Below are 26,497 nucleotides of genomic sequence, written 5' to 3'. Positions count from 1 at the left end.
GAGCGGAGCGCATGGACTTCGGCCTCGTCCTGCAGACCGACCCGCCGGCCTCGCGGGTCATCAGCCTGATGAAGCGCGCCGAGCGCAACGGGTTCACCCACGGGTGGACCTTCGACTCGGCCGTGCTGTGGCAGGAACCCTTCGTCGTCTACAGCCAGATCCTGGCGAACACCACGACCCTCAAGGTCGGCCCGATGGTCACCAACCCGGGCACCCGCACCTGGGAGGTCACCGCCTCCACCTTCGCCACGCTCAACGACATGTACGGCAACCGCACCGTCTGCGGCATCGGCCGCGGCGACTCGGCGATGCGCGTCGCCGGACGCAAGCCCAACACCCTGGCCCGGCTCGGCGAGGCGATCGACGTGATCCGCGACCTCGCCGAGGGACGCGAGGCCGAGGTGGACGGCCGGCCGATGCGGCTGCCGTGGGTGCGCGACGGGAAACTGCCGGTCTGGATGGCCGCCTACGGCCCCAAGGCACTCGCCCTCACCGGCCGCAAGGCCGACGGCTTCATCCTCCAACTCGCCGACCCCTTCCTCACCGAGTGGATGGTCAAGTCCGTACGCGACGCCGCCGCCGAGGCGGGCCGCGACCCGGACTCGGTCACCATCTGCGTCGCCGCTCCCGCGTACGTCGGCGACGACCTCGCGCACGCCCGGGAGCAGTGCCGCTGGTTCGGCGGGATGGTCGGCAACCACGTCGCCGACCTCGTCTCCCGCTACGGCGACCACTCCGGCATGGTCCCCGAGGCGCTGACCGACTACGTCAAGGGCCGACAGGGCTACGACTACAGCCACCACGGACGGGCCGGCAACCCGTCCACGGACTTCGTGCCCGACGAGATCGTGGACCGCTTCTGCCTCCTCGGCCCGCCCGAGGCGCACATCGAGAAGCTGCGGGCACTGCGCGACCTGGGCGTGGACCAGTTCGCGGTGTACGACATGCACGACGCGCAGGAAACGACGATCGACGCGTACGCCGCGGAGATCATCCCGGCACTCAGCGACTGAACCGGTACCACTGCGAAAGGCACGCCCATGACCGCGACCGTTCCGCCGGCGCCGTCCGAGAATCCGATACCCGACCCGGCGGGGCGCGTCGAGCTCCCGCCGGGCACCGCCCTCACCGACGCCCGCTTCGTCAACGACGACCTGCTGCCCGTCCCGCTGGCCCGGCGCCGCTGGACCACGTACAACTTCACCGCCCTGTGGGTGGGGATGGCGCACAACATCCCGTCCTGGCTGCTGGCGTCCGGGCTGGTCGCACTCGGCATGGACTGGAAGCAAGCCGTCTTCACCATCGCGCTGGCCAACGTCATCGTGCTCGCGCCGATGCTGCTGACCGGGCACGCCGGCCCCAAGTACGGCATCCCGTTCCCGGTGCTGGCCCGTGCCTCCTTCGGGCTGCGCGGCGCCAACCTGCCCGCCCTCATCCGGGCGGGGGTCGCCTGCGCCTGGTTCGGCATTCAGACCTGGATCGGCGGCCAGGGCATCTTCGTCCTGCTCGGCAAGCTGTTCGGCGGCTGGGCCGAGGCGTCGGAGGTGGGCGGCCAGCCGTGGACGCTGTGGGTGTGCTTCGTGCTGTTCTGGGTGCTCGAACTGGCCATCATCTACCGGGGGATGGAGACCCTGCGGCGGTTCGAGAACTGGGCCGCGCCGTTCGTCGTCGTGGGCGCGCTGGTGCTGCTGGTGTGGGTCGCGAACAAGGCCGGCGGTCTCGGTCCGCTGCTCGACCAGCCCTCGAAGCTGGGCTGGGGCGCCGACTTCTGGCCGGTGTTCTTCCCGTCCCTGATGGGCATGATCGCCTTCTGGTCGACCCTCAGCCTCAACATCCCCGACTTCACCCGCTTCGGCGCGGGGCAGCGCGCCCAGGTCTGGGGGCAGACGCTCGGACTGCCCACCACGATGACGCTGTTCGCGCTGCTGTCGGTGTTCGTGACCTCGGGCTCGCAGGCCGTCTACGGCGCCGCCATCTGGGACCCGGTGGAGCTGGCCGCCAAGACCGACAACGTCTTCGGACTGCTCTTCGCGCTGATCACCGTGCTCATCGCCACGATCTCCGTGAACATCGCCGCGAACGTGGTGTCACCGGCGTACGACCTGGCGAACCTGGCGCCGCGCCTCATCAGCTTCCGCACCGGCGCGCTGATCACCGGTGTCGTCGGCGTGGTCATCATGCCGTGGAAGCTCACCGAGACACCGGAGCTGTACATCTTCACCTGGCTCGGCCTGGTCGGCGGGCTGCTCGGCACGGTCGCCGGCATCCTCATCGCCGACTACTGGATCGTGCGCCGCACCGTGCTGGACCTGCCCGACCTGTACACGCCGGGCGGACGCTACTGGTACACCTCCGGCTGGAACCTGCACGCCGTCGTGGCCTTCGCCGTCGGCGGGGTGCTCGCGGTGGGCGGCTCCCACTCGGCGCCCGGCAAGGGGCCCTTCCCCGAGGACGGGATCATCCCGTTCCTGAAGCCGCTCGCCGACTACGGGTGGGCGGTCGGCCTCGCGGCCTCGCTCGTCGTGTACGTCGCGCTGATGGCGGGCACGCGGCGGCGGGTGTGAGCACCCGCCGCCGCGTCCCCGCGGTGCCTCGGCGGGGTCAGCGGGCCGTGCCGAAGTCCTGCGTCCAGTAGGTGCCGGACAGGCCGACGCCGATCTCCTTGAACGAGCAGTTGAGGATGTTCGCCTTGTGACCGGGGCTGGTCATCCAGCCCTGCATCACCTGCTCGGGCGTGGAGTAGCCGTAGGCGACGTTCTCGCCGTAGGTGCTCCAGGTGTAGCCGGCGCGGGTGATGCGGGCACCGGGGTCGGACCCGTCCGAGCCGGTGTGCGACATGGTTCCGGTCGACGCCATGTCCTCGCTGTGCCGCTGCGCGGCCGTGTTCAGGGTGGCGTTGGCCGTCACCGGGGAGCAGCCGGCCTCGGCACGCTCGGCGTTGACCAGTTCCACGACCCGGGCGACGGCACCGGAGGCGGTGGCGGTCGGCTTCGGGGCGGCGGTCGTCGGCGCCGGGGCGGGGGTGGTGGGCGCGGGAGCCGCCGTCGACGGCTTCGGGGCCGCCGTGGTGGGCCTCGGGACGGCCGAGGTGGTGGTGGAGGGGGCCGCGGAGGCCGGCTTCGTGGTCTTCTTCGTCGGCGTGTGCGTGTTCTTCGGCTTGTGCGAGGGCTTCCCGCCGTGCTTCGCGCGGGCGTCCTTCGACGGGCTCGCGGAGGCGCTCGGCGAGTCCGACGCCACCGGCGTGGGGTCGCCCTCGTGCTGGCTGCGCCAGCGGCCGTACCAGCCGGGCCCGTCCCAGCGGTCCTCGCCGGCGGACGGCACCGCGGTCGTGCGGTCCTCCCGCTGCCCGCCGTCCGGCCAGTCGGTACAGGCCATGGCGACCGAGGGTATGCCTATGGCGCCGACGGCGACCGCGGTGACGACCGTCCGCCGGTACTTCTTGTGATGGCGATGGATTCCCATACGTGACCTCACCCCTGGGTGTGCGGAGGCTGGTCATTCTTGGGACGGCCCGGCTCGGGGCGCAAAGGGCTCTTCCACTATTCGTTTTCGTAGATCCGTGAGGGCCTTGCGACGGGCGGGGGAGCGTGCCGACCCGCCCGGACGGGGCCGGGCGGACCGTCTGCCGTCGCGTCAGGAAGCCGCATGCGGCGACGAACCGGGGTGCCGCGGATCCCGGCCGGACCACCGCCCGCACGGGCCCGGTCCGCTGTCCGGCCAAGACGGACAAGTCCCCCATGTCGCCGCCGTGGCGTCTACTAAGCGACCCGGACAGATCGGGAACGGCCTGTGACAGATGTCACGGAACCATTGGTTCCGGATCAGCCTCGCGCCTTCGCCAGCGCGGCCACCGCCTCCTTGGCGGCCTTGATCGCGCCCTTGTTGATCTCCTCCGTACCCGGCGCCTTCTTCGACTCGAAGTCGCTGCCGTTGTACGTGACGATCACCAGCGCGTTGGCGGAGCGGGCCACCACGACGCCCTCACGCGTCTGCTGCTTGTCCTCGGTGGCGAGGTTCACGACCGAGTACGCCGCGTCGCCGACCCCCGGCACCGCGCCCCCGCCGCTCTTCTCCTCCAGCCGCCCGCCGTACGACTGCTCCGCCGCCTCGTCGGAGTCCAGCACCTCGAACGACACGTCGAGCCAGCGGTACTCGTAGCCCTTGAGCGCGTTCCACGAGCAGGTGCGGCGCAGCCCGGAGTCCGTGGACGGTATCTCCTTGCCGGCCGTCTTGGCGCCCGGCACAAGGGACTTGACGGTCTTGGCGCTCAGGGCGGTGCACGGCGCGGGCGCCGCGGCGTACGTCTTCACCGCCCGCGTCTCGGACGGGGCGGCCGGGGACTGGGCCGCCGTCTTCCCGGTCGGCTTCTTCTCGGGCGCCTCGGGCGGGGCCAGCGGGCCGGAGGACAGCGCCCATCCGGCCGCGGCGAGGACGACCACCGGGGACAGACGGGCGGTCAGGGCGATCGGCAGAGGAAAGGAACGCACGGCGCACTTCTCGTGGGGGACGGTGCGGAGGGGGCCCGCACAGCGGACGGGACGCCAGTGTCACACGCATCGTCACGGTGCGGAAGGGCTCAACTCGCTCCGTAGGCGCGCGGTGACGGGGTGGCCCCGCGACGGCGGCCGGTTGCCGTTGTTCCTCTGCGAATAGGGGGATTTGAGCGTCAGGGCACCCGGGCGACCCACTCCGGCGAGGTGAACTTCGTCCGCGCGAGTTCCCGCGCGCGCGACAGCTCCTCGTCCGTCACCTTGCCCTCCGTCAGGCCGTACCGGGCACGGAAGGAGTCGACCATCCGTCCGATGACCGCCTCGCGCGCCAGACCGGTCTGCCGGCGCAGCGGGTCCACCCGCTTCTTCGCGCTCTTCGTGCCCTTGTCCGACAGCTTCTCCTTGCCGATGCGCAGCACCTCGAGCATCTTGTCCGCGTCGATGTCGTACGCCATCGTCACGTGGTGCAGCACCGCGCCGGGTCCGCCGCCCGGGCCCACGATCCGCTTCTGTGCGGCGCCGGCGATCTTGCCCTGGTCGGTGGCGATGTCGTTCAGCGGCTGGTACCAGGCCTTGATGCCCATGTCGCCGAGCGCGCCGAGCACCCAGTCGTCGAGATAGGCGTAGCTGTCCTGGAAGGACAGGCCCTGCACGAGCGCCTCCGGCACCGACAGGGAGTAGGTGATGGTGTTGCCGGGCTCCACGAACATCGCCCCGCCGCCGGAGATGCGGCGCACCACGTCGACGCCGTGCCGGCGGGCGCCGTCCGCGTCCACCTCGTTGCGCAGCGACTGGAAGCTGCCGATGATCACCGCGGGGGAGGCCCACTCCCACACCCGCAGCGTCGGGGGCCGCCTGCCTGCGGCGACCTCGGCGGTCAGCACCTCGTCGAGAGCCATGTGCAGCGCGGGCGGCTGCGGGCCCTCGTGGACGAGCTGCCAGTCGTAGTCGGTCCAGTCGGTGGCGTGCGCGAGGGCGCGGCGCACCGCGATGCCGACGCCCTCCGAGGTCAGCCCGTACATCACGGTGCCCTCGGGCAGGGCGGCCTCGATCCGCGCGGCGAGACCGGCGGCGTCGGTGTCGGCCGGGGCGCCCTCCAGGGCGCCGTTCACGGCGTCCAGCGCCTCGTCGGGTTCGAGGAAGAAGTCGCCCGCCACGCGTACGTGACGCAGCGCGCCGTCCTCCACGTCGACGTCCACGACGACGAGCTTGCCGCCGGGAACCTTGTACTCACCGTGCACGACTCCGCCTTTCCTGTACCCCTGGGCGCCAACACCGGCGGAAAGGGAGATGTTCCCCCGTTCCCCGCCGCCGGAGCCGCCGCCGGTGCCGGTGCCGAAGCCGAAGCCGGCGGGGGCGGGACGGATCCCGGCCCCGCCGGCGCGGGCGGTCACACGGCGCGGGCAGCCGGAACCGTGTCGGACCCGGCGGCGGGCTGCGGGTGGACGCAGTGCCAGCGGTGGCCGTCCGGGCCGTCGGAGGCGGCCGGGAACACGGTGGCGCAGGCGTCGTCCGCCTTCCAGCAGCGGGTGCGGAACGGGCAGCCGGACGGCGGGTTCGTCGCCGAGGGCACCGGACCGTGCAGCACGATCCGCTCCGGACGCTCCAGCAGGCTGGGCGTGGCCGACAGCAGCGCCTCGGTGTACGGGTGCCGGGAGTCGCCCGTGACCTGCGCGGACCGGCCCTCCTCCACCACACGGCCCAGGTACAGCACCGCGATCCGGTCGGCCAGGTACCGCACGGTCTGCACGTCGTGGGAGATGAAGACCATCGCCAGGCCGAGCCGGGCACGCAGGTCCACCAGGAGGTTGAGGATCTGCGCGCGCACCGACACGTCCAGGGCGCTGGTCGGCTCGTCCGCGACGATCAGCTCCGGCTCCAGCGCCAGCGCGCGGGCGATCGCCACCCGCTGACGCTGCCCGCCGGACAGCTGGCCGGGCAGCGCGCCCAGGGTGTGCCCGGGCAGGCCCACCAGGTCAAGCAGCTCCTCGACGCGCCGCTCACGCTCGGCGCGGGTGCCCCGGGCGTGCACGTCCAGCGGGTCACGCAGGATCCGCCGTACCGGCAGGCGCGGGTTCAGGGCGGTGGACGGGTCCTGGAAGACGACCCCGACACTCGACCCGAAATGGTTCCGGCGTTCCGCCGCGGGCATCGTCCACAGGTCCTGGCCCTTGAAGTACACCTGACCCTCGGTCGGGCGCTGGAGCCCGGTGACCACCCGGGCCAGGGTGGACTTGCCGCAGCCCGACTCGCCGACCAGGCCGAGGATCTCGCCGCGCCGCACCTCCAGGGAGGCGTCGGTCAGGGCGTGCACGGCGTCCCGGCGCAGGATGCCTCCGCTGCGCGCCTTGTGCCGGACATGGATGCCGTCGAGCCGGACCAGCGGCTCCGTCATGGTTTCCTCGGGGGCGGTCATCGGGCACCCTCCAGCGACTTGGCCGACGGGCGCACGGGCGCCGGGTGATGGCAGGCGAACAGGTGGTCGGGGGAGTCGCCGCGGTCGGCGGCGGGCGGCGGGGTGGTGGCGCACAGCTCGGTGGCGGCGGTGCAGCGCGAGGCGAACCGGCAGCCCGCGCCGAACGCCTTCGGGGCGGGCACGACCCCGCGGATCTGGTGCAGCCGCTCGGCCCCCGCCTCCAGCGAGACGACGGAGCCCAGCAGGCCCCGGCTGTAGTGGTGCGCCGGGTCGGTGAGCAGGGAGCGGGTGTCACCGGCCTCCGCGACCTGCCCGGCGTACATGACCGCGACCCGGTGCGCGAGGTCGCCGACCAGGGCGAGGTCGTGCGAGACCAGCACCATGGCGAAGCCGAGCTCGTCGCGCAGTCTCACCAGCAGCTCGACCACCTGGGCCTGCACGGTCACGTCGAGCGCGGTGGTCGGCTCGTCGGCGATGAGCAGCCGCGGGCTGCGGGAGAGCGCCATCGCGATGAGCACGCGCTGGCGCTGGCCGCCGGAGAGCTCGTGCGGGTAGCTGCGCAGGGTGCGCTCGGGGGACAGGCCGACCAGTTCGAGCAGTTCGGCCGGGGTGCGGGTGCCGCCCCGGGAGGTGAGCCGCTTGAGCTGGGTGCCGATCAGCACCGACGGGTTCAGCGACGACATGGCGTCCTGGTAGACCATCGCGATCTCCGGGCCCATGAGGGCGCGCCGCTCCCGGGGCGACAGCTTCAGCAGGTCACGGCCCCGGTAGAGGATCTCGCCGGTCGCCACGGCGTTGCGCGCCAGCAGGCCCATGACGGCCAGGCTGGTGATCGACTTGCCGCAGCCCGACTCGCCGACCAGTCCCAGCGTCTCGCCCTCGCGGACGGTGAAGGAGATGCCGTCGACGACGGGGATGTCGCCGTAGCGGTCGGGGAAGCGGATCGACAGGTCGCGTACGACGAGCAGGTCGGCGGCGTCCTCGGCCAGCGGCGGCACGGCGGGTTCCGTGGCCTCGATCCGGGTGGCGAGCTCGGTGAGCGCCGCGTCGGCGGCGGTCCGGTCCGCGGCCGGCTCGGCGGCGGCGATCTTCTCGACGGTGTCGCCGCCGTCGGCGCGGGCCTTGTCCGGGGAGGCGGCGGCGTCCGTCATGCCCTCGGACAGGACGTTCAGCGCGAGCACCGTGATCAGCAGGCACAGGCCCGGGAAGAGGGTCGCCCACCAGCCGCCGGAGAGCAGGATCTGCCGGCCGTAGGCCAGCACGCTGCCCCAGCTGGGGTCGGGGTCCTGCACGCCCGCGCCGATGAAGGACAGGCTGGCCTCGAAGATGATCGAGTCGGCCACCATGACGGTCGCGAACACCAGCACCGGCGCCGCGCAGTTGACGGCGACGTGCCGGGCCACGATGTAGTGGCGGCGGGCGCCGATGACCTGCTCCGCGGCGACGTAGTCCTCGCCGTACTGCTCCAGCACGTTGGCCCGGACGACCCGGGCGAGCGAGGGGGAGTAGACGAAGGCGATGGTGAAGATGATGACCGGGACGCTGGCCCCGAACACGGCCACGAGCACGGCGGCCAGCGCGATCGGCGGGAACGACATGACGACGTCCAGCGTGCGCATCACCGACTCGTCGGCGAACTTGCGCGAGGTGGCCGCCAGGGCGCCCAGGGACGAGCCGATGGCCAGCGCGAGGAGGGTCGCGCCGAACCCGATGACCAGGGAGTAGCGGGCGCCGTGCACGACGCGGGCGAACACGTCGCGGCCGGCCCGGTCGGTGCCGAACCAGTGGTCGGCGCCCGGCGGCAGGGCCGGGGTGCCGGTGGCGAGCGGATCCTGGGTGAGCAGCGGTGCGAAGACGGCGCCCAGCACGACGACGAGGAGGACCGCGAGGGCGATCCGGGAGGGCACGGGCAGGCGGCGCAGGCGGGTGCCGGGCCGGAGCCGCTCGGCGAGGGAGCGTGGAGCGAACATCACACCGTCCTGATGCGCGGGTTGACGAGCAGGTAGAGCAGGTCGACGACGACGTTGACCACGAGGAACGCGACGGCGATGGTCAGCACGGTGCCCTGGACCAGCCCCACGTCGCCCCCGTTGACGCCTTCCAGGATCAGCTTGCCCATGCCGGGCAGGTCGAAGATCGCCTCGATGACGACGGCGCCGCTGAGCATGTAGCCCACCTTGACGCCGAGCACGGTCAGCGGGGTGATCAGGGAGTTGCGCAGCACCGACCGGATGATCATGAACGGGGGCAGGCCGCTGCCGCGGGCGGTGCGCACGTAGTCCCGGTCGAGTTCGGCGACCATCGAGGTGCGGATCAGCCGGGCCAGCGAGGAGGCGACCGGCAGGGCGAGGGCGACGGCGGGCAGGGTGAGGCTCTCCAGCCAGCCGGTGAAGGAGTCGGCCGGATTGACGTAGCCGCCGGTCGGGAAGACCGGCATGTTCAGCGCGAACTGCTGGATGAGGAGGACACCGATCCAGAACGAGGGCAGGGCGATGCCGATCATCGACAGCACCCGGAAGACCTGGTCGGGCCAGCGGTCGCGGTACACGGCGCTGGTGACGCCGAGGACCAGGGCCAGCACGATGGCCAGCGTGAGGCCGAGCAGCGTCAGCTGGAGGGTGAGCGGGAACGCGTTGGCGATCCGGTCGGCGACCGGCTGGCTGGGTGCCACGGTGACGCCGAGGTCGCCCTGCACCAGATCGCCGAGGAAGGCGAAGTACCGGACGGGCAGCGGGTCGTTGAGACCGTGTTCCTCGGCGAACGCGGCACGCGCCTCGGGACTCGCGCTGTCCCCGAGCGCGTTGTAGGCGGGGTCGGCCGGCGAGAACTGCAGGACGACGAAGACCAGCAGGGCGATGCCGAGAATCATCACCGGCATCATCGCGACGCGGCGCAGCGCGAGCCGGAGAAAAGCAACCATCGTGAGGTTCCTAGCGATTGGGGCGGGGGCCGCCGCCCGTCACGGCGGCGGCCCGTCGGCCGGGGCGTGCGGGTCAGGCGCGGCCGACGTCGATGAAGGACAGCCCGGTGGTGGGCAGCGGCTTGAACCCGGGCAGCGTCCCGTCCCGCCAGGCGGTGGGCAGCTTGCGGTGCAGCACCGGGTACAGGGCGGCCTCGTCGGCGACCGTGTCGGTCACTTGCGCCCACAGGTCCTTGCGCTTCGTCTCGTCGGCCTCCGCAGCGGCCTTGTCCAGCAGCGACTTGACCTTCTTGTAGGCGGCGCTGCCCGCCCAGCCGTAGCGGTTCTCCGGCCAGAAGCCGTAGTAGAACCAGCGCAGCAGCAGGTCCGCGTCGTTGCCGAAGACGGACGGGTCGCCCGGCGCGGCCAGGGCCTCGAAGTCACCCTTGTCGATCTTGGCGTACTGCGCGGCGGACTGCTGGATGTCGAGCTTGGCCTCGACGCCGACCGCGGCCCAGCTCTCCTTGATCAGCGGCGCGATGTCCTTGACCCAGCCGTTGTCGGTGAGGAGCAGCGTGAAGGAGAGCTTGCCCACGCCCGCGTCGGCGAGCAGCTTCCTGGCCTTGGCCGGGTCGTGGCCGTAGACCGTGGCGGCCTTGCGGTAGTCGGGGTGCGTGGCCGGCACGTAACCGGTGGCGGCCTCGGCGTTGCCCAGCAGGGCGGTGGAGATGATCTTCTCGGTGTCGAGCGCGTAGTGCAGGGCCTGGCGCACCCGCTTGTCCGCGAAGCGCTTGTCCTTGGTGTTGAACATCAGGAAGAGCAGGCCGAAGGACTGGACGGACTCCACCTTGTCCTTGCCCGTGATGCCCTTCACGTCGATGTAGGGCACGTCCTCGATGGCCTGGACGCGGCCGGACTTCAGGGCGCTGACCCGGGCGGACGGGTCGGAGATCAGGTGCCAGACCATCTTCTTGGCCTTGGCGGGGTGCGGGCCGTTGTACTTGTCGTACGCCTCCATGACGATCTTGTCCTCGCGGACCGCCGACACGAAACGGTAGGGACCGGAGCCGACCGGCTTGGCGTCGAAGGCCTTGGCGTCGGCGCCGGCGATCTTCTTCGGCACGATCCGCACCACGGATATCCGCGAGGGGAAGAGCGCGAAGGCGTACTTCAGCTTGAACTCGACCGTCGCCGTGTCGACCGCGGTCACCTGGTCGATGAAGGGCACGAACTGCGCCATGAGCGAGGCGTTCTTGGGGTCCAGGACCCGCTCGAAGCTGAACACCACGTCCTCGGCGGTGACCGGCGAGCCGTCGTGGAAGGTGGCACCCTTGCGTAGGGTCGCCCGGTAGGTGGTCGCGTTGATCTTCTTCGGCATCTCGGTGGCCAGCGTCGGCCGGGCGGCCAGCGTGGCCGGGTCGAGGTCCACCAGACCCTCGAAGATGTGCATGTTGGCGGCGAACGGGGTCGCGCCGGAGGTGATCATGGGGTCGAAGCCCGTGGAGAGCGGGTACGACAGCCCGGCTTCGATGGTGTCGGTGCTGCCGCCGGAACCACCGGAGCCGTCACCGGTGCTGCCCGGACCACCGCAGGCGGACAGGCCCGCGGTGATGGCGGTCGCCGCACCGAGGGCGCCGGTGTATCTCATGAAGGTGCGGCGGTCGACGCCGGTTGCGCTGCGCGGGGTCAAGGAACCCTCCTGGCGGGAGTCAAAGACGGGCGAGGAAGCGGAATGGCTGATTCTGTACGACGGTCCGGCGTGAACGTATCCCGCCGGGATGCATCAGACGTCTGATGTCTGATGCTTGATAGCGTGGGAACGTAGTCGGGCAAAGGAGAGGGGTCAAGAGGTGGCGGTGGGACAAAGGGCGATTCGGGGTGCCGAACCGGAACCCAAGGCGGTGCGGCAGCCGTTGCGCCAAGAGGTCGTGGACGGGATCAAGTCGTACATTCTGCGCAACGAGCTACGCCCCGGTGATCCGCTGCCGACCGAGCCCGCCCTGTGCGAGGCGCTCGGTGCCAGCCGTTCCAGCGTGCGCGAGGCGATCAGGATCCTCACCGCGCTCGACATCGTCGAGGTACGGCACGGGCACGGCACCTACGTGGGCCGGCTGAGTCTGTCCGCGCTGGTGGAGAGCCTGGCGTTCCGCGGTCTGCTCAGCCCGGACGACGACTTCCAGGTGATGAGCGACCTCATCGAGGTCCGCGAGCTGTTCGAGCGGGGCATGGCCGAGCGGCTCGTCGAGGCGCTCAGCGACGAACAGATCGGCCGGCTGGCCGCGCTGGTCGACGAGATGCGCCGGGCCGGCGCCGGAGAGGGCCACGGCTTCGTCGAGGCCGACCGCGCCTTCCACACCCTGCTGCTCGCCCCCCTCGGCAACGACCTCATCGGCCAGCTCTCCTCGGCGTTCTGGGACGTCTACGTCATCGTCGCGCCGCACCTCGACGTCTTCACGCACGAACACGAGGCGGCCACCATCGCCAACCACCAGCGGATCGTGGACGCGGTGCGCGAGCGGGACGCCGCCGAGTTCGCTGCGGCGCTGAGCGAGCACTACGAGCCCGTGCGGCAGCGCATCGCGGAGGCCCGGGCGCGCCGCTGACCGGCGCCGACACGGCGGATGCGGCCCCGATGACCGGGGCCGCATCCGTCGTTCCTTGACGGCGGCGAGGCGGTCCCGGTGCCATGGGGGCGCGGCCCCACCCGTCACGTCGGGAGGGTCTCCGCTTCTCACGGAGGGCACTTGACGGTCGCCTGCCCGGGTCTCTAGGGTCCCAGGACAGCAGACATCAGACGTCTGCTCTTGACCGTCACCGCGCTGCGCCGCGCGCACGCCTCACCCACCGGGGCCCCTCCATGCCGCTCACGGACCTCACCCTCGCCGAGTGCCTCGCACTCCGCCCCGACCTCGACGAACCCGCCGACCTCGACGCGTTCTGGGCCCGCACCCTGCGCACGGCGCGCGCGGCCGGCGCACCCCCGCGCTACACGCCCGAGGACACGGGCCTGACCCAGGTGACGACCTACGACGTGACCGTGCCCGGCTTCGCGGGCGAACCCGTCCGGGGCTGGCTGCACCTGCCCGCCGGAGCCGAGGGGCCGCTCGGCTGCGTCGTGGAGTTCCTCGGCTACGGGCGCGGCCGGGGACTGCCGCACGAGCAGGTGCTCTGGGCCAACGCCGGCTACGCCCACTTCATCATGGACACCCGCGGCCAGGGCTGGTCCACCGCCGCCGGCGCCACCCCCGACACCGTCTCCCTCCACGGCGACGTGCCCGGCTTCCTGACCCGCGGCGTCGACAGCCCCGACGACCACTACTACCGGCGCGTCTACACCGACGCCGTGCGCTTCACCGAGGCCGCCCGCGCCCACCCGGCCGTCGACCCGGACCGCGTCGTCGTCACCGGGCACAGCCAGGGCGGCGGCATCGCGCTCGCCGTCGCCGGACTCGTCCCCGGCCTCGCGGGCGTCATGCCCGACACCCCGTTCCTGTGCGACATCCGCCGCGCGGCACTGATCGCCGGCGCACCGCCCTACACCGAGATCGCGGAGTACCTGAGCCTGCACCGCGACCGCGTCGAGACGGTGTTCACCACGCTGTCCTACGTCGACGCGGCCCTGCTGGCCGCCCGCGCCACCGCCCCGGCCCTGTTCTCCATCGCCATGATGGACGCCGTCTGCCCGCCCTCCACCTGCTTCGCCGCCTACCACCTCTACGGCGGCGCCAAGGACCTCAAGGTCTACGAGTTCAACGGCCACGAGGGCGGCGCCGGACACCACCGGCGCGCACAACTCGCCTGGGTACGGAATCTGTTCACCACCCCCCGACCCGTCGGCCCCGGCGTCTCCACCCTGCACGACCCCCAGCTCGCCTGACCCCTCACCGAGAAGAGGCACGTTCATGCAGCGCAGAGCCACCCTTGCCGTCACCACCGCGAGCGCCGCCCTGGCCCTCCTGGTCGCCGGCACCCCCGCCGCCCACCCGGCCACGCCCGCCGCGCAGGCCGCCCCCGCCCCGGGCACGCTCGTCTCGCAGGACATCGCCACCGCCGGCAGCGGCTCCCCGTACTACCGCATCCCCGCCCTGACCCGCACCACCAAGGGCACCCTGCTCGCCGCCTACGACGCCCGCCCCACCCTCGGCGACCTGCCCGGCAACCTCGGCGTGGTCCTGCGCCGCAGCACCGACGGCGGCACCACCTGGCAGGCCCAGCAGGTGATCCGCAAGGAGGCCGCGCCCAAGGGCTTCGGCGACCCCAGCCTCCTCGTCGACCGCGAGACCGGCCGTGTCTTCGTCTTCTACGCGGCCTCCGTCAACCAGGGCTTCTTCGGTTCGGGCACCGGCAACGACGAGAGCGACCCGAACGTCCTGCAGGCCGACTACAGCTACTCCGACGACGACGGCCTGACCTGGAAGCACGAACGGATCACCGCCGAGATCAAGAACCCGGCCTGGGCCGGCATGTTCGCCGCCTCCGGCGAGGGCATCCAGGTGCGCAACGGCACTTACAAGGGCCGCCTGATCCAGCAGTACGCCATCCGCAACAACGGCGCCAACTACGCGGTCAGCGCCTACAGCGACGACCACGGCGCCACCTGGCGGATGGGCACGCCCGTCGGACCCGGCGGCGACGAGAACAAGACCGTCGAACTGTCCGACGGCCGCATCATGCTCAACAACCGCTCCGCCCCCTACCGTACGGTCGCCTACTCCTCCGACGGCGGCGTCACCTACACGCCGTTCCAGCAGGACAAGGAGCTGCCCGACCCCGCCAACAACGGGTCCGTCGCCCGCTTCGCACCCGACGTGCCGGCCACCCATCCGCGGGCCCGGTGGCTGATGTTCAGCAACACGGCGACCACCAACAGCCGCAGCAACCTCACCGTCCGCCTGTCCTGCGACAACGGGCAGAACTGGCCGGTCCGCAAGACGGTGGAGTCCGGCGCCGCCGCCTACTCCACCCTCACCCCGCTCGGCACCGGCACCGCGGGCAACGACCGGGTGGGCCTGCTCTGGGAGCGCGGCAACTACCAGCACATCACCTACTCCTCCTTCGACGTGCAGTGGCTCGGCGGTGTCTGCGCACCCGTCACCGTCACCCCGCCCGCGTCGCTGCCCGCCGGGAGGACCACCGAGGTCACCGTCCGCGTCGTCAGCCAGAACGACAAGGACCTGCCCTCCGGCTCGGTCTCGCTGACCCTGCCGTCCGGCTGGAGCGCCCCCACGGTCACCGTGCCCGCGCTCAAGCCCGGCCAGGGCGCCAACATGAGGATCCCCGTCACCGTCCCGGCGAACGCCACCGCGGGCGCCGCGCCGACGACCGCGACCTATCTCGTCCGCGGCAGCCAGCGGTCCTACGGTGACGGCACCCTCACCGTGACCACGTCCTGACCCCGGCGCCCCCGGCCCGCCCGCACGCACGCAAGGCGGCGGCGGGCGGCCCGGGGGCTCCCGTACCACCATCCGCACAGCCCAGGAGACACCCATGTCCTCGTCCCAGCCCCTCCGCGGCGTCGTCCCGCCCGTCTGCACCCCCCTGGATGCGTCGGGCGAGATCGACACCGCCTCCCTCACCCGGCACGTGGAGCACCTCGTGAGCGGGGGAGTGCACGGGCTGTTCGCCCTGGGCTCCAGCAGCGAGGTCGCCTTCCTCACCGACCGGCAGCGGGAGACGGTCCTGCGCACGGTCGTCGAGACCGTCGCCGGACGCGTCCCCGTGCTCGCCGGTGTCATCGACATGACCACCCCCCGCGTCCTCGTCCACGCGGAGGCCGCCCGCGAGGCCGGCGCCGACGCCCTGGTCGCGACCGCGCCGTTCTACGCCCGCACCCACCCCGTCGAGATCGCGCACCACTTCCGCACCCTGCGCTCCCGCGTCGACCTGCCGCTGTACGCCTACGACCTCCCGGTCTCCGTGCACAGCAAGCTCTCCGTCGCCCTGGTCCGTGAACTCGCCGAGGACGGCACCCTCGCCGGCCTCAAGGACAGCAGCGGCGACGAGGGCGGCCTGCGTCGGCTGCTCGTCGCGCTCGGCGGACGCCACGGCCGCGCCGACGGCCCCGCCCCCGGCTTCAGCGTCCTCACCGGGTCCGAACTCACCGTGGACGCCGCCCTGCTGGCCGGCGCCGACGGCGTCGTACCGGGCCTCGGCAACGTGGACCCCGCCGGTTACGTACGCCTCTACGACGCGGTGCGCGCAGGGGACCTCGACCGCGCCGTGAAGGAACAGGAGCGGCTCGTCGAGCTGTTCGGCATGGTCGACGCGGGACCCGAGTCCGAGATGGGCCGCAACTCGTCCGCCATCGGCGCCTTCAAGCACGCCCTGCGCCTGCTCGGGGTGTTCGCCGAGGGCACCACCGCCGCCCCGCAGATCCAGCTGGGCGACGCGTCGGTCTCCTTCGTCGAGGAGCGGCTGCGCGGCGCCGGCCTGCTGCCGGTCCGATGAGGGGACGCATACGGGGACGGCGTCCGGACGACGCCCCGGTGATCGGCCTCGACCTGGGCGGCACGAAGATCGCCGCCGCCCTGGTCGCGCCCGACGGGATCGTCCTGGACCGGCACTTCCTGCCCACCCCGGCGACCGAAGGCGCGGAGGCCGTGCTGGACGCCCTCGGCAAGGCCGCCCACGCGGTACGGACGCGGGAGGCCGCGGCGATCGGTGTCGCCGCCGCCGGGGTGATCGACCCCGCCACCGGAACGGTCACCAGCGCCACCGACACCATCCGCGGCTGGGCCGGCACCGCCCTGGCCGCCGGACTCGCCGCCCGCACCGGCCTCCCCGTCGCCTGCGACAACGACGTGCGCGCGGCGGCGGCCACGGAACTGACCGGCCCCTCCGGGCAGGAGACGTCCGTGATGCTCTACGCCGCCGTCGGCACCGGCGTGGGCGGCGCCGTCGCCGTGCACGGGCGGATGCTGCACGGAGCGGCCGGCGTCGCCGGGCACCTCGGCCATCTGCCGAGCCCCGAGGCCGAGGGACTGCCGTGCACCTGCGGCGCCACCGGCCACCTGGAGGCGATCGCGGCGGGCCCCGGCATCACCGCCCACTACACCCGTATGAGCGGAACCCCCGCCGACCGCCTGGAGACGGTCGCCGCCCGCGCCGCCCGGGGCGAGCCGCACGCCGTCGCCGCCGTCGTCCTCGGCGCCGAGGCCACCGGCCGCGCCCTGGGCGGACTCGCCAACGCGCTCGGCGCCGACCGCGTGGTCGTCGGCGGCGGGGTGCCCCGCATCGGCGCCCTGTACCTGGACGCCCTGCACGCGGCCTTCACCGGCGAACTCATGCCGCCCCTTTGCGGGTTGCGTCCCGTACCACCGCGCGGCGGACCCGACACCGGGGTCCTCGGCGCGGCCGCGCTGACCTCGGCCCTGCCCCTGCACCACCCCGACCGGACCACCGGAGCACCGCGATGACCCTGCCCCTGACCGACGCCCTGAAGGGCCGACTGATCGTGTCCTGCCAGGCCCCGCCCGGCGACCCGATGCGGCACACCGACACCCTGGTCCGCATGACCCTCGCCGCCCGGGCCGGCGGCGCGGCGGCCGTACGCGTCAACGACCCTGAGGTCGTCGCCGCCACCGTCGCGGCCGTGGACCTTCCGGTGATCGGCCTGTGGAAGGACGGCGACAGCGGCGTCTTCATCACGCCGACCGTGCGCCACGCCCTCGCGCTCGTGGAGGCCGGGGCCGCCGTCGTGGCCGCCGACGCGACCGCCCGCCCGCGCCCCGACGGCAGCACCTTCGCCGACCTCGTGGAGGCCGTGCACGAGGCGGGCGCCCTGGTCATGGCCGACGTGTCCACCTTCGACGAGGGCCGTGACGCCGCCGAGCAGGGCGCCGACCTCGTCGGGACGACCCTCTCCGGCTACGTACCCGGGTCGCCCGTGCAGACCGCGCCGGACCTCGCGCTCGTCGCCGACCTGGCCGCCGCGATCGCCGTGCCGGTGATCGCCGAGGGCCGTATCGCGACGCCGGAGCAGGCCGCCGGGGCGCTGGCGGCGGGCGCGCACAGTGTCGTCGTGGGCACCGCCATCACCGCGCCGACCGCGCTGACGGCGGCGTTCGTGGCCGGGCTCACGGCCGGCTGAGCGCGGACGGGTGACGAGGGCTGCCGCCCGGAGACACCTCCGGGCGGCAGCCCCCTGTCACGGGATCAGGAGGCGGGCGTCCCGTAGACGCCCAGCTCGTAGATCGAGTAGCCCCACGTCGTCCTGCGCTCGACGCCTTGCACGCGGACGTACCGCACGGCCTCGTCGGCGGGGAGCCGGACGACGTCGTTGCCGCAGGTCTCCGGACGCTGCGTGGACCCGGTCCGCCAGGTCGTCCCGTCCACGGACGTCTGCACGGTGTACTCCGTCGCGCAGGCGCTCTCCCAGGCCACGGTCACCGCGGCGACCTTCGTCGGCCCGGCCAGCTCGATCTGCACCCACGCGTCGTCGGCGTAGCCGGACGCCCAACGGGTGTCCAGGCGGCCGTCGTTGACGTACCGGGCGGACAGCCGGTCGAGGTCCTGCTCCACGCTGGAGGCGGACGCCGTCCCCTCCGGCGCCAGGTTGCGCGCGCCGCCCGTGGAGTCCCACAGCCGCAGCCGCAGTTCGGCCTGGGTGAGGAAGGCGTCCAGTACCCCGTCACCGACCTTGGGCTGGACCGCGCCCCACGCGTTGCGGGGCGGGTCGGTCCGTACGGCGCGGGCCCGCCCCTGCAGTTCGCCCGACTCGGCCAGCAGCCGGTCGGAGGTCTCCCGGTCCCCGGCCTGCCGTGCCGCGAGCGCGTCGAGCATCCGCACCGCCGCCGTGCCCCACAGCTCGGTGGCGTCCAGCCAGGGCGCCGCGTCGACGGTGAAGCCCCGCTCCACGGCCCCTGAACGGATCGTGGCCGGCGCACTTTCGACGGCGGTCGCGTACGCGCGCAGGGCCCGGACCGCGCCGGTACGGTCGCCCTCGTCCCACGCCGTCCAGAACTGCTGGACACGCCGGGCGAGTTCGGGGGCCTGGGGCTGCCACGGGGTGTCACCGAAGGTCGGCGCCAGATGCTCCAGGTCACCGAAGACCAGCAGGGCCTCGGTGGCCTCCGCGTCGCCGCCCGCGAGGTAGGACATGGCGGCGCGCCAGTTGCGGCCCGCGTCGTAGGCGCGGTCGTTCCAGGCGAAGTCCGCGGTGCCGAACACGGCGACCTTGCTGGCGTACGGCTGGTTCATGGGGTTGGCCACGACGCCGGAGAGGTGGTCGGAGAGGCCCGCCTCGCGCTTGTCGTACGGCGCGAGCAGCAGCCGGCCACCGGTGTTGCCGAAGTCGTTGACCGGATAGTTGTCCCAGACGAACACCTTGCGGCCGAAGACCTTCGCGGCCTGCTCGGCGTCCTCGTTCGTGATCCCGTCGGGCACGACGCCCACCCCGGTCCACATCACCTCGACCTCGGGGTCCAGGCCCTCCCTGAGGGCCCGCTTGTAGGCCGACTCCGTGTGGTTGTAGTACTCGGTGGGCACCATCTGGAGCGGCCACGTGCCGTCATGGGTGGCCACGAAGTCGCGCTGCACGTCGTTCAGCAGGTCCGCCTGCGCCAGACCGGCCGCCCCGGTGCCCGGTTCGCCGTACGCGGCCCGGTCGGCCTCGCAGTTCCAGCGGCTGTGGTCGATGTCGTCGAGGGGGACGGAGAAGGCGCGGGTGCCCAGGTCGTACAGCGCCTGGAGCTTGTCCTTGAGCGCCTTGCGGTCGGCCGGGTCGGAGTAGCAGATCGACTCACCCGGCGAGACCGCGAAGGTGAAGCGCACGTGGTTCGCCGTGGCCCGCTCCACCAGCTCGCCCAGCTCCGCCAGCTTGTCCGCCGGGTAGGGCTCGCGCCACTTGCCCCGGTGGTACGGGTCGTCTTTGGGCGCGTAGATGTACGTGTTGGCCTTGACGTCGCCGTAGAAGTCCATCTGGTCGAGGCGCTCGGCGTGCGTCCAGGGCTGTCCGTAGAAGCCCTCGATGGTGCCGCGCAGCGGCATCGACGGGAAGTCGCCGGCCCGGGCGCCGGCCACCTTCCAGCCGTTCCCGGAGCGGAGGAACAACTGACGCAGCGTCTGCACGGCGTAGAACTGGCCGGCGCCGTCCGTGCCGCCGAGGACGACCTGCGCGCCCCGCCCGGCCCGTGCGACCCGCAGGGCGTACCCCTCCGCGTGGTCGGGGACGGCCGTGCCGGCCAGCCCGGACGCGATGTCGGGGCGGCCGGCCGGACCGAGCCGCACGGTGAGCAGCCCGGCGGCGGCCCGGGGGACGTGCCCGGGCGTGACGACGTCGACGCGGTCGGCGCCGTGCTCCTTCAACTCCCTGACCAGGCGGACGCGGGCGGCGGCGTCCGTCTCCGAGTCCGCCACGACGATCACTCTGCCGGTGACGGGTACGTCGTCACCGAGGCGGGAGAGGGACTGCGGGGCGGGGGAGACCGGGGGCAGCGTGGCGGCCGCGCGCGGGCCCGCCTCGGCGGCTCCGGCCGCTGGTGCCCCGGCTGTCAGGGTGCTTGCGAGCGCGAAGCACACACCGAGCGTCGCCAGGGTTGTCGTGCGTCTTCCCACGAGACCTCCATGATGGGTACGGACCGGGAAATCGGCTTGTGCGCGAGGATGTTGCCGCCACCGACGGCAGGACGTAAGACGTATGGGGTCTAGACCTCTTCGCGATCCCGGTTCACGTCGGCCAATGGGCACGGGACCTCGACGCTCGTGCGGCGGAGGGGGTGGCGTCGTCCGGCGGTACGCGCTTACTCTGCGTGCGGCAGTGGCCGAGGCCGCCGGCCCGGACCGGGCGGTGGCGGGACAGGGCCGGACGACGCGAACACCGAGGGCAGGGAATGCAGTTCACCACCCGACCGACCCTTCAGGGCACCTTCGGCATGGTGTCCTCCACCCACTGGCTGGCCTCGCAGTCCGCCATGGCCGTCCTCGAGGACGGCGGCAACGCCTACGACGCGGCCGTGGCCGGGGCGTTCGTGCTGCACATCGTCGAACCCCACCTCAACGGGCCGGCCGGCGAGGTGCCCATCCTCCTCGCACCGGCCGGCGGGGAGGTGCGCGTGCTCTGCGGACAGGGCGTCGCCCCGGCCGGAGCCACCGTCGCCCACTACCGCTCCCTCGGCCTCGACCTGGTCCCCGGCACCGGACCGCTCGCCGCCGCCGTGCCCGGCGCCTTCGACGCCTGGATGCTCCTCCTGCGCGACCACGGCACCAAGCCCCTCGCCGACGTCCTGAAGTACGCCATCGGCTACGCCGAGGACGGCCACCCGCCCGTGGAACGCGTCGGCGGGACCGTGGAGACCGTGCGCGAGCTGTTCGAGACCGAGTGGACCACCTCCGCCGAGGTCTATCTCCCCGGCGGCCGGTCGCCGCGCCCCGGTGAGCTGCTGCGCAACCCCGCCCTCGCCGCCACCTGGAAGCGGCTGCTCGCCGAGGTCGCCGGGGCGGGCGACCGGGAGGCGCAGATCGAGGCCGCCCGGGACGTGTGGCGCACCGGGTTCGTCGCCGAGGCACTGCTGCGGCAGTCCGCCCGCCCCACTCTGGACACCAGCGGCGAGCACCACACCGGCACCCTGACCGCCGAGGACCTCGCCGCCTGGTCCGCCGGCTACGAGGACCCGGTGACGTACGACTTCGACGGGTGGACCGTGTGCAAGGCCGGACCCTGGAGCCAGGGACCGGTACTGCTCCAGCAACTCGCCTTGCTTCCGTCCGAGTTGCCGCCGTACGGCTCCGCCGCCTACCTGCACCTGCTGATCGAGAACTGCAAGCTCGCCATGGCCGACCGCGAGGCCTGGTACGGCGACGCGGCCGAGGTGCCGCTCGACGACCTGCTGTCCGCCGAGTACAACGCCGAACGCCGGACCAGGGTGGGCCCCCGCGCCTCCCACGCGCTGCGCCCCGGCAGCCCCGGCGGCCGTACCCCCCGGCTGGCACTCCGCGCCCGCCTCGCGGCCACCGGACCCCAGGCCGCGAGCGCGCCGGGCGCCGGAGAGCCGACCGTCGCCAAGCACCCCACCTCCCCGGTGCCCGGCGAACCCGAGGTCTCCGCCGACGGCTCCACCCGCGGCGACACCTGCCACCTCGACATCGTCGACCGCTGGGGCAACATGATCTCCGCCACGCCCAGCGGCGGCTGGCTCCAGTCCAACCCCGTCGTGCCCGAACTGGGCTTCCCGCTCGGCACCCGGCTGCAGATGACGTGGCTGGAGGAGGGCCTGCCCAACAGCCTCACCCCGGGCCGCCGCCCCCGCACCACGCTCACCCCGTCCCTCGCGCTGCGCGACGGGGTGCCCGTCATGGCGTTCGGCACCCCCGGCGGCGACCAGCAGGATCAGTGGCAGCTGCATTTCTTCCTCGCCGTCGCCCTGCGCGCCAAGGTGCGCGGCGGACTCGACCTCCAAGGCGCCATCGACGCCCCGAACTGGCACAACGACAGCTTCCCCGGCTCCTTCCACCCCCGCGGCATGCGGCCCGGCAGCGTCACCGTCGAGTCCCGCACCGACCCGGAGGTCGTCGAGGAGCTGCGGCGCCGCGGCCACGACGTCACGGTCGGTGACGCCTGGTCCGAGGGACGGCTGTGCGCGGTGGCCCGCGACCCGCACACCGGCGTCCTCTCGGCGGCCGCCAACCCGCGCGGACAGCAGGGGTACGCGGTGGGCCGCTGAGCCCATGGGTCACGGGGCGGGCAGCCCATTTCCGGCCCGCGCGCACCCGAGACCGACGCGGGCGGGGCGGGGGTGTCGGTGGCGCGTGCTCTCATGGAGGAGTGATCGACACCGACGCAACCATCGACGAGTTCCTGGCCCGGCACGCCCACGACGTGGAGGAAGCGGTCCGCGAGGCCGCCGCGCGGGAGATCATGCCGCGCTGGCGCCGCCTCGCCGAGCACGAGGTGGACCGCAAGAGCGGACCGCACGACCTGGTGACCGACGCCGACCGCGGCGCCGAGCTGTACCTGACCCGGCAGCTGCCCCTCCTGCTGCCCGGCTCCGCGGTGGTCGGCGAGGAGGCGGTGCACGCCGACCCGGCGTCGTACGAGGCGATACAGGGCCGGGCGCCGGTCTGGATCGTCGATCCCGTCGACGGGACCCGCCAGTTCGTGCGGGGCGAGCCCGGCTTCTGCACCCTGGTCGCCCTCGCCCTCGACGGAGTGGTGCGGGCCTCCTGGACCTACGCGCCGGCCCGCGGCCTGCTGGCCACCGCAGTCCGCGGACAGGGCGCCCGCCTCGACGGCGAGCCGCTGCGCTCCGGCTCCCCGGAGGCCGGCCGGGACCTGCGCGTCGCCACCTCCCACCCGGACTTCACCACCGACGAGCAGAAGCGCGCCCTGCTCGGCCTGCGTACCGACGGCGTCGCCCCGCGCCCCTGCGGCTCGGCCGGCCTGGAGTACCTGGCCGTGGCCCGCGGCGAGCTGGACGCCACCGCGTTCAACTGGGAGCTGGCCTGGGACCACGCGGCCGGACTGTTGCTGGTGGAGGAGGCGGGCGGCGCCCACCTCACCCGCGCGGGACGGCCCTACGAGATCCGCGGCGGCAACACCCTCCCCTTCACCGCGGCCCGCGACGCGGCCACGGCCCGCCGGGTGGTGGAGCTGCTGTCGCGCGCCGTCTGACCTCCGCACGGCGGTCGCCGGACCCCGGATCCCTCACCGCTCGCCGGGCCCGTTCCGGGCCGTGTGACCGAAGCCCCGCCGAGATCGTTCACGGCCGGGCATATCCTGATCCTCAAGTGGCCGTCGGCTGACGAAGGAGTCCGAAGGTGCCGTCGATGCTCGATGCGGTCGTGGTGGGAGCGGGGCCGAACGGCCTGACCGCCGCCGTGGAGCTGGCCCGGCGCGGCTTCTCGGTGGCCCTCTTCGAGGCCAAGGACACCGTCGGCGGCGGCGCCCGCACCGAGGAGCTGACCCTTCCCGGCTTCCGGCACGACCCCTGCTCCGCCGCCCACCCCCTCGCCGTCAGCTCGCCCGCCTTCCGCGCCCTCCCCCTGGAGCGCCACGGCCTGGAGTGGCTCCACCCCGAGCTGCCCATGGCGCACCCCTTCCCGGACGGCACGGCGGCCGTGCTGTCCCGGTCGGTCGCGGAGACGGCGGCCTCCTTCGGACCGCGTGACGCCGGCGCCTACCGCCGGCTCGTGACACCGTTCCTGCCCCACTGGGACACCCTGGTCCGCGACTTCATGTCACTGCCGCTGACCGCGCTGCCCCGCGACCCGGTCACCCTCGCCCGGTTCGGCCTCGTCGGCCTGCCCCCGTCCACCTGGCTGACCCGCCGGTTCCGCGACGAGCGGGCCCGCACCCTCTTCGCCGGCCTCGTCGCCCATGTGATGGCCCCGCTCAGCGGCTTCGCCACCTCGGCCATAGGCCTGGTCTTCGCCCTCGCCGCGCACACCCGCGGCTGGCCCGTCGCCCGCGGCGGCTCCCAGGCCCTCTCCGACGCCCTCGCCGGGTACCTGCGCGAACTCGGCGGCACCGTCCACACCGACTACGAGGTCAAGCGCCTAGACGACCTGCCGCCGGCCCGGGCGTACGTCTTCGACACCTCGCCCACCGCGCTGGCCCGCATCGCCGGCTTCGGCGACCACTACGCCCGCTACCGCTACGGCCCCGGCGTCTTCAAGATCGACTACGCGCTGGACGGGCCCGTACCGTGGACCGCCCCCGAGGCGCGCACCGCCGGGACCGTGCAGATCGGCGCCGACAGCGCGGAGATCGGCGCCGCGCTGCGCGCCGCCTCCCGGGAGAACCGGGCCCCCGACGCGCCCTTCCTCATCACCGTCCAGCCCTCGGTCGTCGACCCCACCCGCGCCCCCGCCGGCAAACACGTCTTCTGGGTCTACGGGCACGTCCCGCACGGCTGGACCGGCGACCTCACCGATGCCATCGAGCGCCAACTGGAACGCTTCGCCCCGGGGTTCCGCGACCGCGTGCTGGCCCGCGCCACCGCGGGACCGCCCGAACTGGCCGCCCGCAACGCCAACTACGTCGGCGGGGACATCGCCACCGGCGCGGTCTCGGGGCTGCAGACCCTGCTGCGCCCCAAGCTGTCCCTGTCCCCGTACACGACACCGCACCCGGCCGTCTTCATCTGCTCGCAGGCCACCCCGCCCGGTCCGGGCGTGCACGGCATGCCGGGGCACAACGCCGCCAAGGCGGTATGGAGGAGGCTGCGCCAGACATGACCCCCACCCTCACCCTCGTCGAGGGCGACATCACCCGCCGGAGCGCCGACGCGATCGTCAACGCGGCCAACTCGTCCCTGCTCGGCGGGGGCGGCGTGGACGGCGCGATCCACCGGCGGGGCGGCCCGGAGATCCTCGCCGAGTGCCGCGCCCTGCGCGCCTCCCGGTACGGCAGGGGGCTGCCCACAGGGCAGGCGGTCGCCACGACCGCGGGCCGGCTGGACGCCCGCTGGGTGATCCACACGGTCGGCCCGGTGTACAGCGAGAGCGAGGACCGCTCCGCGCTGCTCGCCTCCTGCTACCGGGAGTCGCTGCGCGTCGCCGACGAACTGGGCGCCCGCACGGTCGCGTTCCCCGCCATCTCCACCGGCGTCTACCGATGGCCCCTGGACGACGCGGCCCGCATCGCCGTGGACACGGTCCGCGCGACGGACACGGCGGTCGAGGAAGTGACCTTCGTCCTCTTCGACGACCGGGCCTACCAGGCCTTCACCGCCCGCACCGTTTGATCCGACGCGCCGGAGCCCGTCCCGCGGTGCCGGCGCGGCCCGCGCACGGAGGGCCTGGGCGCCCCTTACGGACGGAAGGTGCGGCGGTAGGCGTCGGGCGGGACGCCGACGCTGCGGTGGAAGTGGCGGCGCAGGGTGGTGGCGGTGCCCATGCCGGTGGCCGCGGCGATGGTGTCCACGGTGGCGTCGGTGGTCTCCAGCAGTTCCTGGGCGTGGCGAATGCGCTGGGTGTGGAGCCATCGCAGTGGCGTGGTGCCGGTGAGGTGCTTGAAGTGGCGGCCGAGGTGACGTGAGCTCATGCGCGCCTGACGGGCCAGGTCCTCCACGGTCAGCGGCCGGTCCAGCCGCTCCAGCGCCCAGGGGAAGAGCTCACCAAGAGGATGGTTGCCCGGGGCGGGGAGGGGGGTGGCGATGAACTGCGCCTGGCCGCCGTCCCGGTGGGGTGGGGTGACCAGGCGTCGGGCGATCTTGTTGGCGTCGGCCGAGCCGTGGTCGAGGCGGACCAGGTGCAGGCACAGGTCCATGGCGGCGGCTTTGCCCGCGGAGGTGAGGACGTCGCCGTTGTCGACGTAGAGGACGTCCGGATCGACGGTGGCCGCCGGGTGGCGCCGGGCCAGTTCCCGCGTGTGGGCCCAGTGTGTGGTGGCGCGCCTGCCGTCGAGCAGTCCTGCCGCGCCCAGGATGAAAGCGCCTGTGCACAGTGAGGCCACGCGGGCACCTGCCGCGTGGGCCGCGCGTACCGCGTCGACCAGCTCGGCGGGCGGGTCGCGGTCGGTGTCGGCCCACCCGGGGACGATCACTGTGTCCACCTGTGCGAGGTGGTCGAGTCCTCGGTCCGGCTCCAGGCGGAAGCGGCCCACGGACACCGGACCGCTCCCGCAGAGGGAGAAGTCGTACCAGGGGTCCACGACGTGGGTCAGGTCGTCCCCGAAAACCTCGAGAGCCACGGACAGTTCGTAGTGGAGCATGCCGTCGGTGACGGCCAGCGCGACGGCGGGCATGTCCGGAACTG

General features: G+C 73.1%; 21 protein-coding genes and 1 pseudogene. 12 read left to right on the top strand and 10 right to left on the bottom strand.

Translation table 11 applies throughout. The features are described 5' to 3' along the window. The first annotated feature begins 11 nt into the window (after positions 1-11). Both B100_RS0107975 and B100_RS0107970 read left to right on the top strand, forming a co-directional pair. On the top strand, positions 12-1,013 hold the full coding sequence (locus B100_RS0107975; protein ID WP_024883915.1) for a TIGR03842 family LLM class F420-dependent oxidoreductase: 1,002 nt from the start codon (positions 12-14) through the stop codon (positions 1,011-1,013). Between the two features lie 27 nt (positions 1,014-1,040). Further along, entirely contained in the window at positions 1,041-2,564 is a 1,524-nt protein-coding gene (locus B100_RS0107970; protein WP_024883914.1) for an NCS1 family nucleobase:cation symporter-1, read from the top strand. Positions 2,565-2,601: 37 nt separating this feature from the next. Here the strand turns inward: B100_RS0107970 and B100_RS0107965 are convergent, their stop codons facing one another. The 7 genes from B100_RS0107965 to B100_RS0107935 all read right to left on the bottom strand — a co-directional run bounded on the left by B100_RS0107965 (position 2,602) and on the right by B100_RS0107935 (position 11,453). After that, the gene (locus B100_RS0107965; protein WP_024883913.1) at positions 2,602-3,462 is read right to left on the bottom strand and encodes a CAP domain-containing protein; all 861 of its coding nucleotides are present in this window, start codon (positions 3,460-3,462) and stop codon (positions 2,602-2,604) included. Between the two features lie 359 nt (positions 3,463-3,821). Next, entirely contained in the window at positions 3,822-4,487 is a 666-nt protein-coding gene (locus B100_RS0107960) for a hypothetical protein (protein WP_024883912.1), read from the bottom strand. 179 nt (positions 4,488-4,666) lie between these two features. Next, positions 4,667-5,731 carry a lipoate-protein ligase LplAB gene (lplAB, locus tag B100_RS0107955; RefSeq protein ID WP_024883911.1) on the bottom strand — a complete coding sequence of 355 codons (1,065 nt, stop codon included), beginning with the start codon at positions 5,729-5,731 and terminating at the stop codon, positions 4,667-4,669. Positions 5,732-5,880: 149 nt separating this feature from the next. Beyond that, complete coding sequence (locus tag B100_RS0107950; RefSeq protein WP_486585602.1) at positions 5,881-6,906, bottom strand: oligopeptide/dipeptide ABC transporter ATP-binding protein; 1,026 nt, start codon at positions 6,904-6,906, stop codon at positions 5,881-5,883. Further along, the gene (locus B100_RS0107945; protein ID WP_024883909.1) at positions 6,903-8,876 is read right to left on the bottom strand and encodes a dipeptide/oligopeptide/nickel ABC transporter permease/ATP-binding protein; all 1,974 of its coding nucleotides are present in this window, start codon (positions 8,874-8,876) and stop codon (positions 6,903-6,905) included. The genes B100_RS0107950 and B100_RS0107945 overlap by 4 nt, the downstream gene beginning before the upstream one ends. After that, positions 8,876-9,826 carry an ABC transporter permease gene (locus B100_RS0107940; protein WP_024883908.1) on the bottom strand — a complete coding sequence of 317 codons (951 nt, stop codon included), beginning with the start codon at positions 9,824-9,826 and terminating at the stop codon, positions 8,876-8,878. The genes B100_RS0107945 and B100_RS0107940 overlap by 1 nt, the downstream gene beginning before the upstream one ends. A 73-nt stretch (positions 9,827-9,899) precedes the next feature. After that, a complete protein-coding gene (locus B100_RS0107935; protein ID WP_051489952.1) occupies positions 9,900-11,453 on the bottom strand; it encodes an ABC transporter substrate-binding protein in 1,554 nt (517 codons plus the stop codon). A 202-nt stretch (positions 11,454-11,655) separates the two neighbouring features. Here B100_RS0107935 and B100_RS0107930 point away from each other — a divergent pair, with 202 nt between their 5' ends. From B100_RS0107930 to B100_RS0107905, 6 genes are all read left to right on the top strand, one after another. Beyond that, a complete protein-coding gene (locus tag B100_RS0107930) occupies positions 11,656-12,408 on the top strand; it encodes a FadR/GntR family transcriptional regulator (protein WP_024883906.1) in 753 nt (250 codons plus the stop codon). 254 nt (positions 12,409-12,662) lie between these two features. Further along, positions 12,663-13,682, top strand: coding sequence for an alpha/beta fold hydrolase (locus tag B100_RS0107925; RefSeq protein ID WP_024883905.1), 1,020 nt, complete (start codon positions 12,663-12,665; stop codon positions 13,680-13,682). 25 nt (positions 13,683-13,707) lie between these two features. After that, a complete protein-coding gene (locus B100_RS0107920; RefSeq protein WP_024883904.1) occupies positions 13,708-15,198 on the top strand; it encodes an exo-alpha-sialidase in 1,491 nt (496 codons plus the stop codon). 94 nt (positions 15,199-15,292) lie between these two features. Further along, positions 15,293-16,252, top strand: coding sequence for a dihydrodipicolinate synthase family protein (locus tag B100_RS0107915; RefSeq protein WP_024883903.1), 960 nt, complete (start codon positions 15,293-15,295; stop codon positions 16,250-16,252). Then, the gene (locus B100_RS0107910) at positions 16,249-17,220 is read left to right on the top strand and encodes an ROK family protein (protein WP_024883902.1); all 972 of its coding nucleotides are present in this window, start codon (positions 16,249-16,251) and stop codon (positions 17,218-17,220) included. Before B100_RS0107915 ends, B100_RS0107910 begins: the two co-directional genes overlap by 4 nt. Next, positions 17,217-17,894: a putative N-acetylmannosamine-6-phosphate 2-epimerase gene (locus B100_RS0107905; protein WP_024883901.1), complete on the top strand. Its 678-nt coding sequence runs from the start codon at positions 17,217-17,219 to the stop codon at positions 17,892-17,894. The genes B100_RS0107910 and B100_RS0107905 overlap by 4 nt, the downstream gene beginning before the upstream one ends. Before the next feature lie 65 nt (positions 17,895-17,959). Here the strand turns inward: B100_RS0107905 and B100_RS37525 are convergent, their stop codons facing one another. Next, positions 17,960-18,358 (bottom strand): discoidin domain-containing protein, encoded by a 399-nt coding sequence (locus B100_RS37525; RefSeq protein ID WP_486585604.1) that lies wholly within the window; start codon positions 18,356-18,358, stop codon positions 17,960-17,962. 33 nt (positions 18,359-18,391) lie between these two features. Beyond that, positions 18,392-20,359: pseudogene (locus B100_RS0107900) on the bottom strand (glycoside hydrolase family 84 protein); the annotation flags it as partial. Positions 20,360-20,634: 275 nt separating this feature from the next. On the opposite strand from B100_RS0107900, the gene B100_RS0107895 reads away from it, so the two are divergent. From B100_RS0107895 to B100_RS0107880, 4 genes are all read left to right on the top strand, one after another. Next, positions 20,635-22,464: a gamma-glutamyltransferase gene (locus tag B100_RS0107895; protein WP_024883899.1), complete on the top strand. Its 1,830-nt coding sequence runs from the start codon at positions 20,635-20,637 to the stop codon at positions 22,462-22,464. A 101-nt stretch (positions 22,465-22,565) separates the two neighbouring features. Then, complete coding sequence (locus tag B100_RS0107890) at positions 22,566-23,411, top strand: inositol monophosphatase family protein (RefSeq protein ID WP_024883898.1); 846 nt, start codon at positions 22,566-22,568, stop codon at positions 23,409-23,411. Positions 23,412-23,566: 155 nt separating this feature from the next. Beyond that, a complete protein-coding gene (locus B100_RS0107885; RefSeq protein WP_024883897.1) occupies positions 23,567-24,976 on the top strand; it encodes a phytoene desaturase family protein in 1,410 nt (469 codons plus the stop codon). Further along, positions 24,973-25,485 carry an O-acetyl-ADP-ribose deacetylase gene (locus B100_RS0107880; RefSeq protein ID WP_024883896.1) on the top strand — a complete coding sequence of 171 codons (513 nt, stop codon included), beginning with the start codon at positions 24,973-24,975 and terminating at the stop codon, positions 25,483-25,485. Before B100_RS0107885 ends, B100_RS0107880 begins: the two co-directional genes overlap by 4 nt. 65 nt (positions 25,486-25,550) lie before the next feature. Here the strand turns inward: B100_RS0107880 and B100_RS0107875 are convergent, their stop codons facing one another. After that, positions 25,551-26,486 carry a helix-turn-helix domain-containing protein gene (locus tag B100_RS0107875; protein WP_024883895.1) on the bottom strand — a complete coding sequence of 312 codons (936 nt, stop codon included), beginning with the start codon at positions 26,484-26,486 and terminating at the stop codon, positions 25,551-25,553. Positions 26,487-26,497: the final 11 nt, after the last annotated feature.

The sequence above is a fragment of the Streptomyces sp. CNH189 genome (assembly GCF_000527195.1).
Note: the sequence above shows the minus strand (reverse complement) of the source record. Positions and strands in the feature narration are given on the sequence as shown.

Bases quoted from the DNA above. Each gene is read 5' to 3' on its own strand.
- B100_RS0107945 (WP_024883909.1), bottom strand. From the start codon at position 8,876: ATGTTCGCTCCACGCTCCCTCGCCGAGCGGCTCCGGCCCGGCACCCGC.
- B100_RS0107920 (WP_024883904.1), top strand. From the start codon at position 13,708: ATGCAGCGCAGAGCCACCCTTGCCGTCACCACCGCGAGCGCCGCCCTG.
- B100_RS0107940 (WP_024883908.1), bottom strand. From the start codon at position 9,826: ATGGTTGCTTTTCTCCGGCTCGCGCTGCGCCGCGTCGCGATGATGCCG.
- B100_RS0107885 (WP_024883897.1), top strand. From the start codon at position 23,567: ATGCTCGATGCGGTCGTGGTGGGAGCGGGGCCGAACGGCCTGACCGCC.
- B100_RS0107970 (WP_024883914.1), top strand. From the start codon at position 1,041: ATGACCGCGACCGTTCCGCCGGCGCCGTCCGAGAATCCGATACCCGAC.
- B100_RS0107910 (WP_024883902.1), top strand. From the start codon at position 16,249: ATGAGGGGACGCATACGGGGACGGCGTCCGGACGACGCCCCGGTGATC.
- B100_RS0107965 (WP_024883913.1), bottom strand. From the start codon at position 3,462: ATGGGAATCCATCGCCATCACAAGAAGTACCGGCGGACGGTCGTCACC.
- B100_RS0107935 (WP_051489952.1), bottom strand. From the start codon at position 11,453: ATGAGATACACCGGCGCCCTCGGTGCGGCGACCGCCATCACCGCGGGC.
- B100_RS0107975 (WP_024883915.1), top strand. From the start codon at position 12: ATGGACTTCGGCCTCGTCCTGCAGACCGACCCGCCGGCCTCGCGGGTC.
- B100_RS0107915 (WP_024883903.1), top strand. From the start codon at position 15,293: ATGTCCTCGTCCCAGCCCCTCCGCGGCGTCGTCCCGCCCGTCTGCACC.
- B100_RS0107950 (WP_486585602.1), bottom strand. From the start codon at position 6,906: ATGACCGCCCCCGAGGAAACCATGACGGAGCCGCTGGTCCGGCTCGAC.
- B100_RS0107880 (WP_024883896.1), top strand. From the start codon at position 24,973: ATGACCCCCACCCTCACCCTCGTCGAGGGCGACATCACCCGCCGGAGC.
- B100_RS0107895 (WP_024883899.1), top strand. From the start codon at position 20,635: ATGCAGTTCACCACCCGACCGACCCTTCAGGGCACCTTCGGCATGGTG.
- B100_RS0107905 (WP_024883901.1), top strand. From the start codon at position 17,217: ATGACCCTGCCCCTGACCGACGCCCTGAAGGGCCGACTGATCGTGTCC.
- B100_RS0107925 (WP_024883905.1), top strand. From the start codon at position 12,663: ATGCCGCTCACGGACCTCACCCTCGCCGAGTGCCTCGCACTCCGCCCC.
- B100_RS0107875 (WP_024883895.1), bottom strand. From the start codon at position 26,486: ATGCCCGCCGTCGCGCTGGCCGTCACCGACGGCATGCTCCACTACGAA.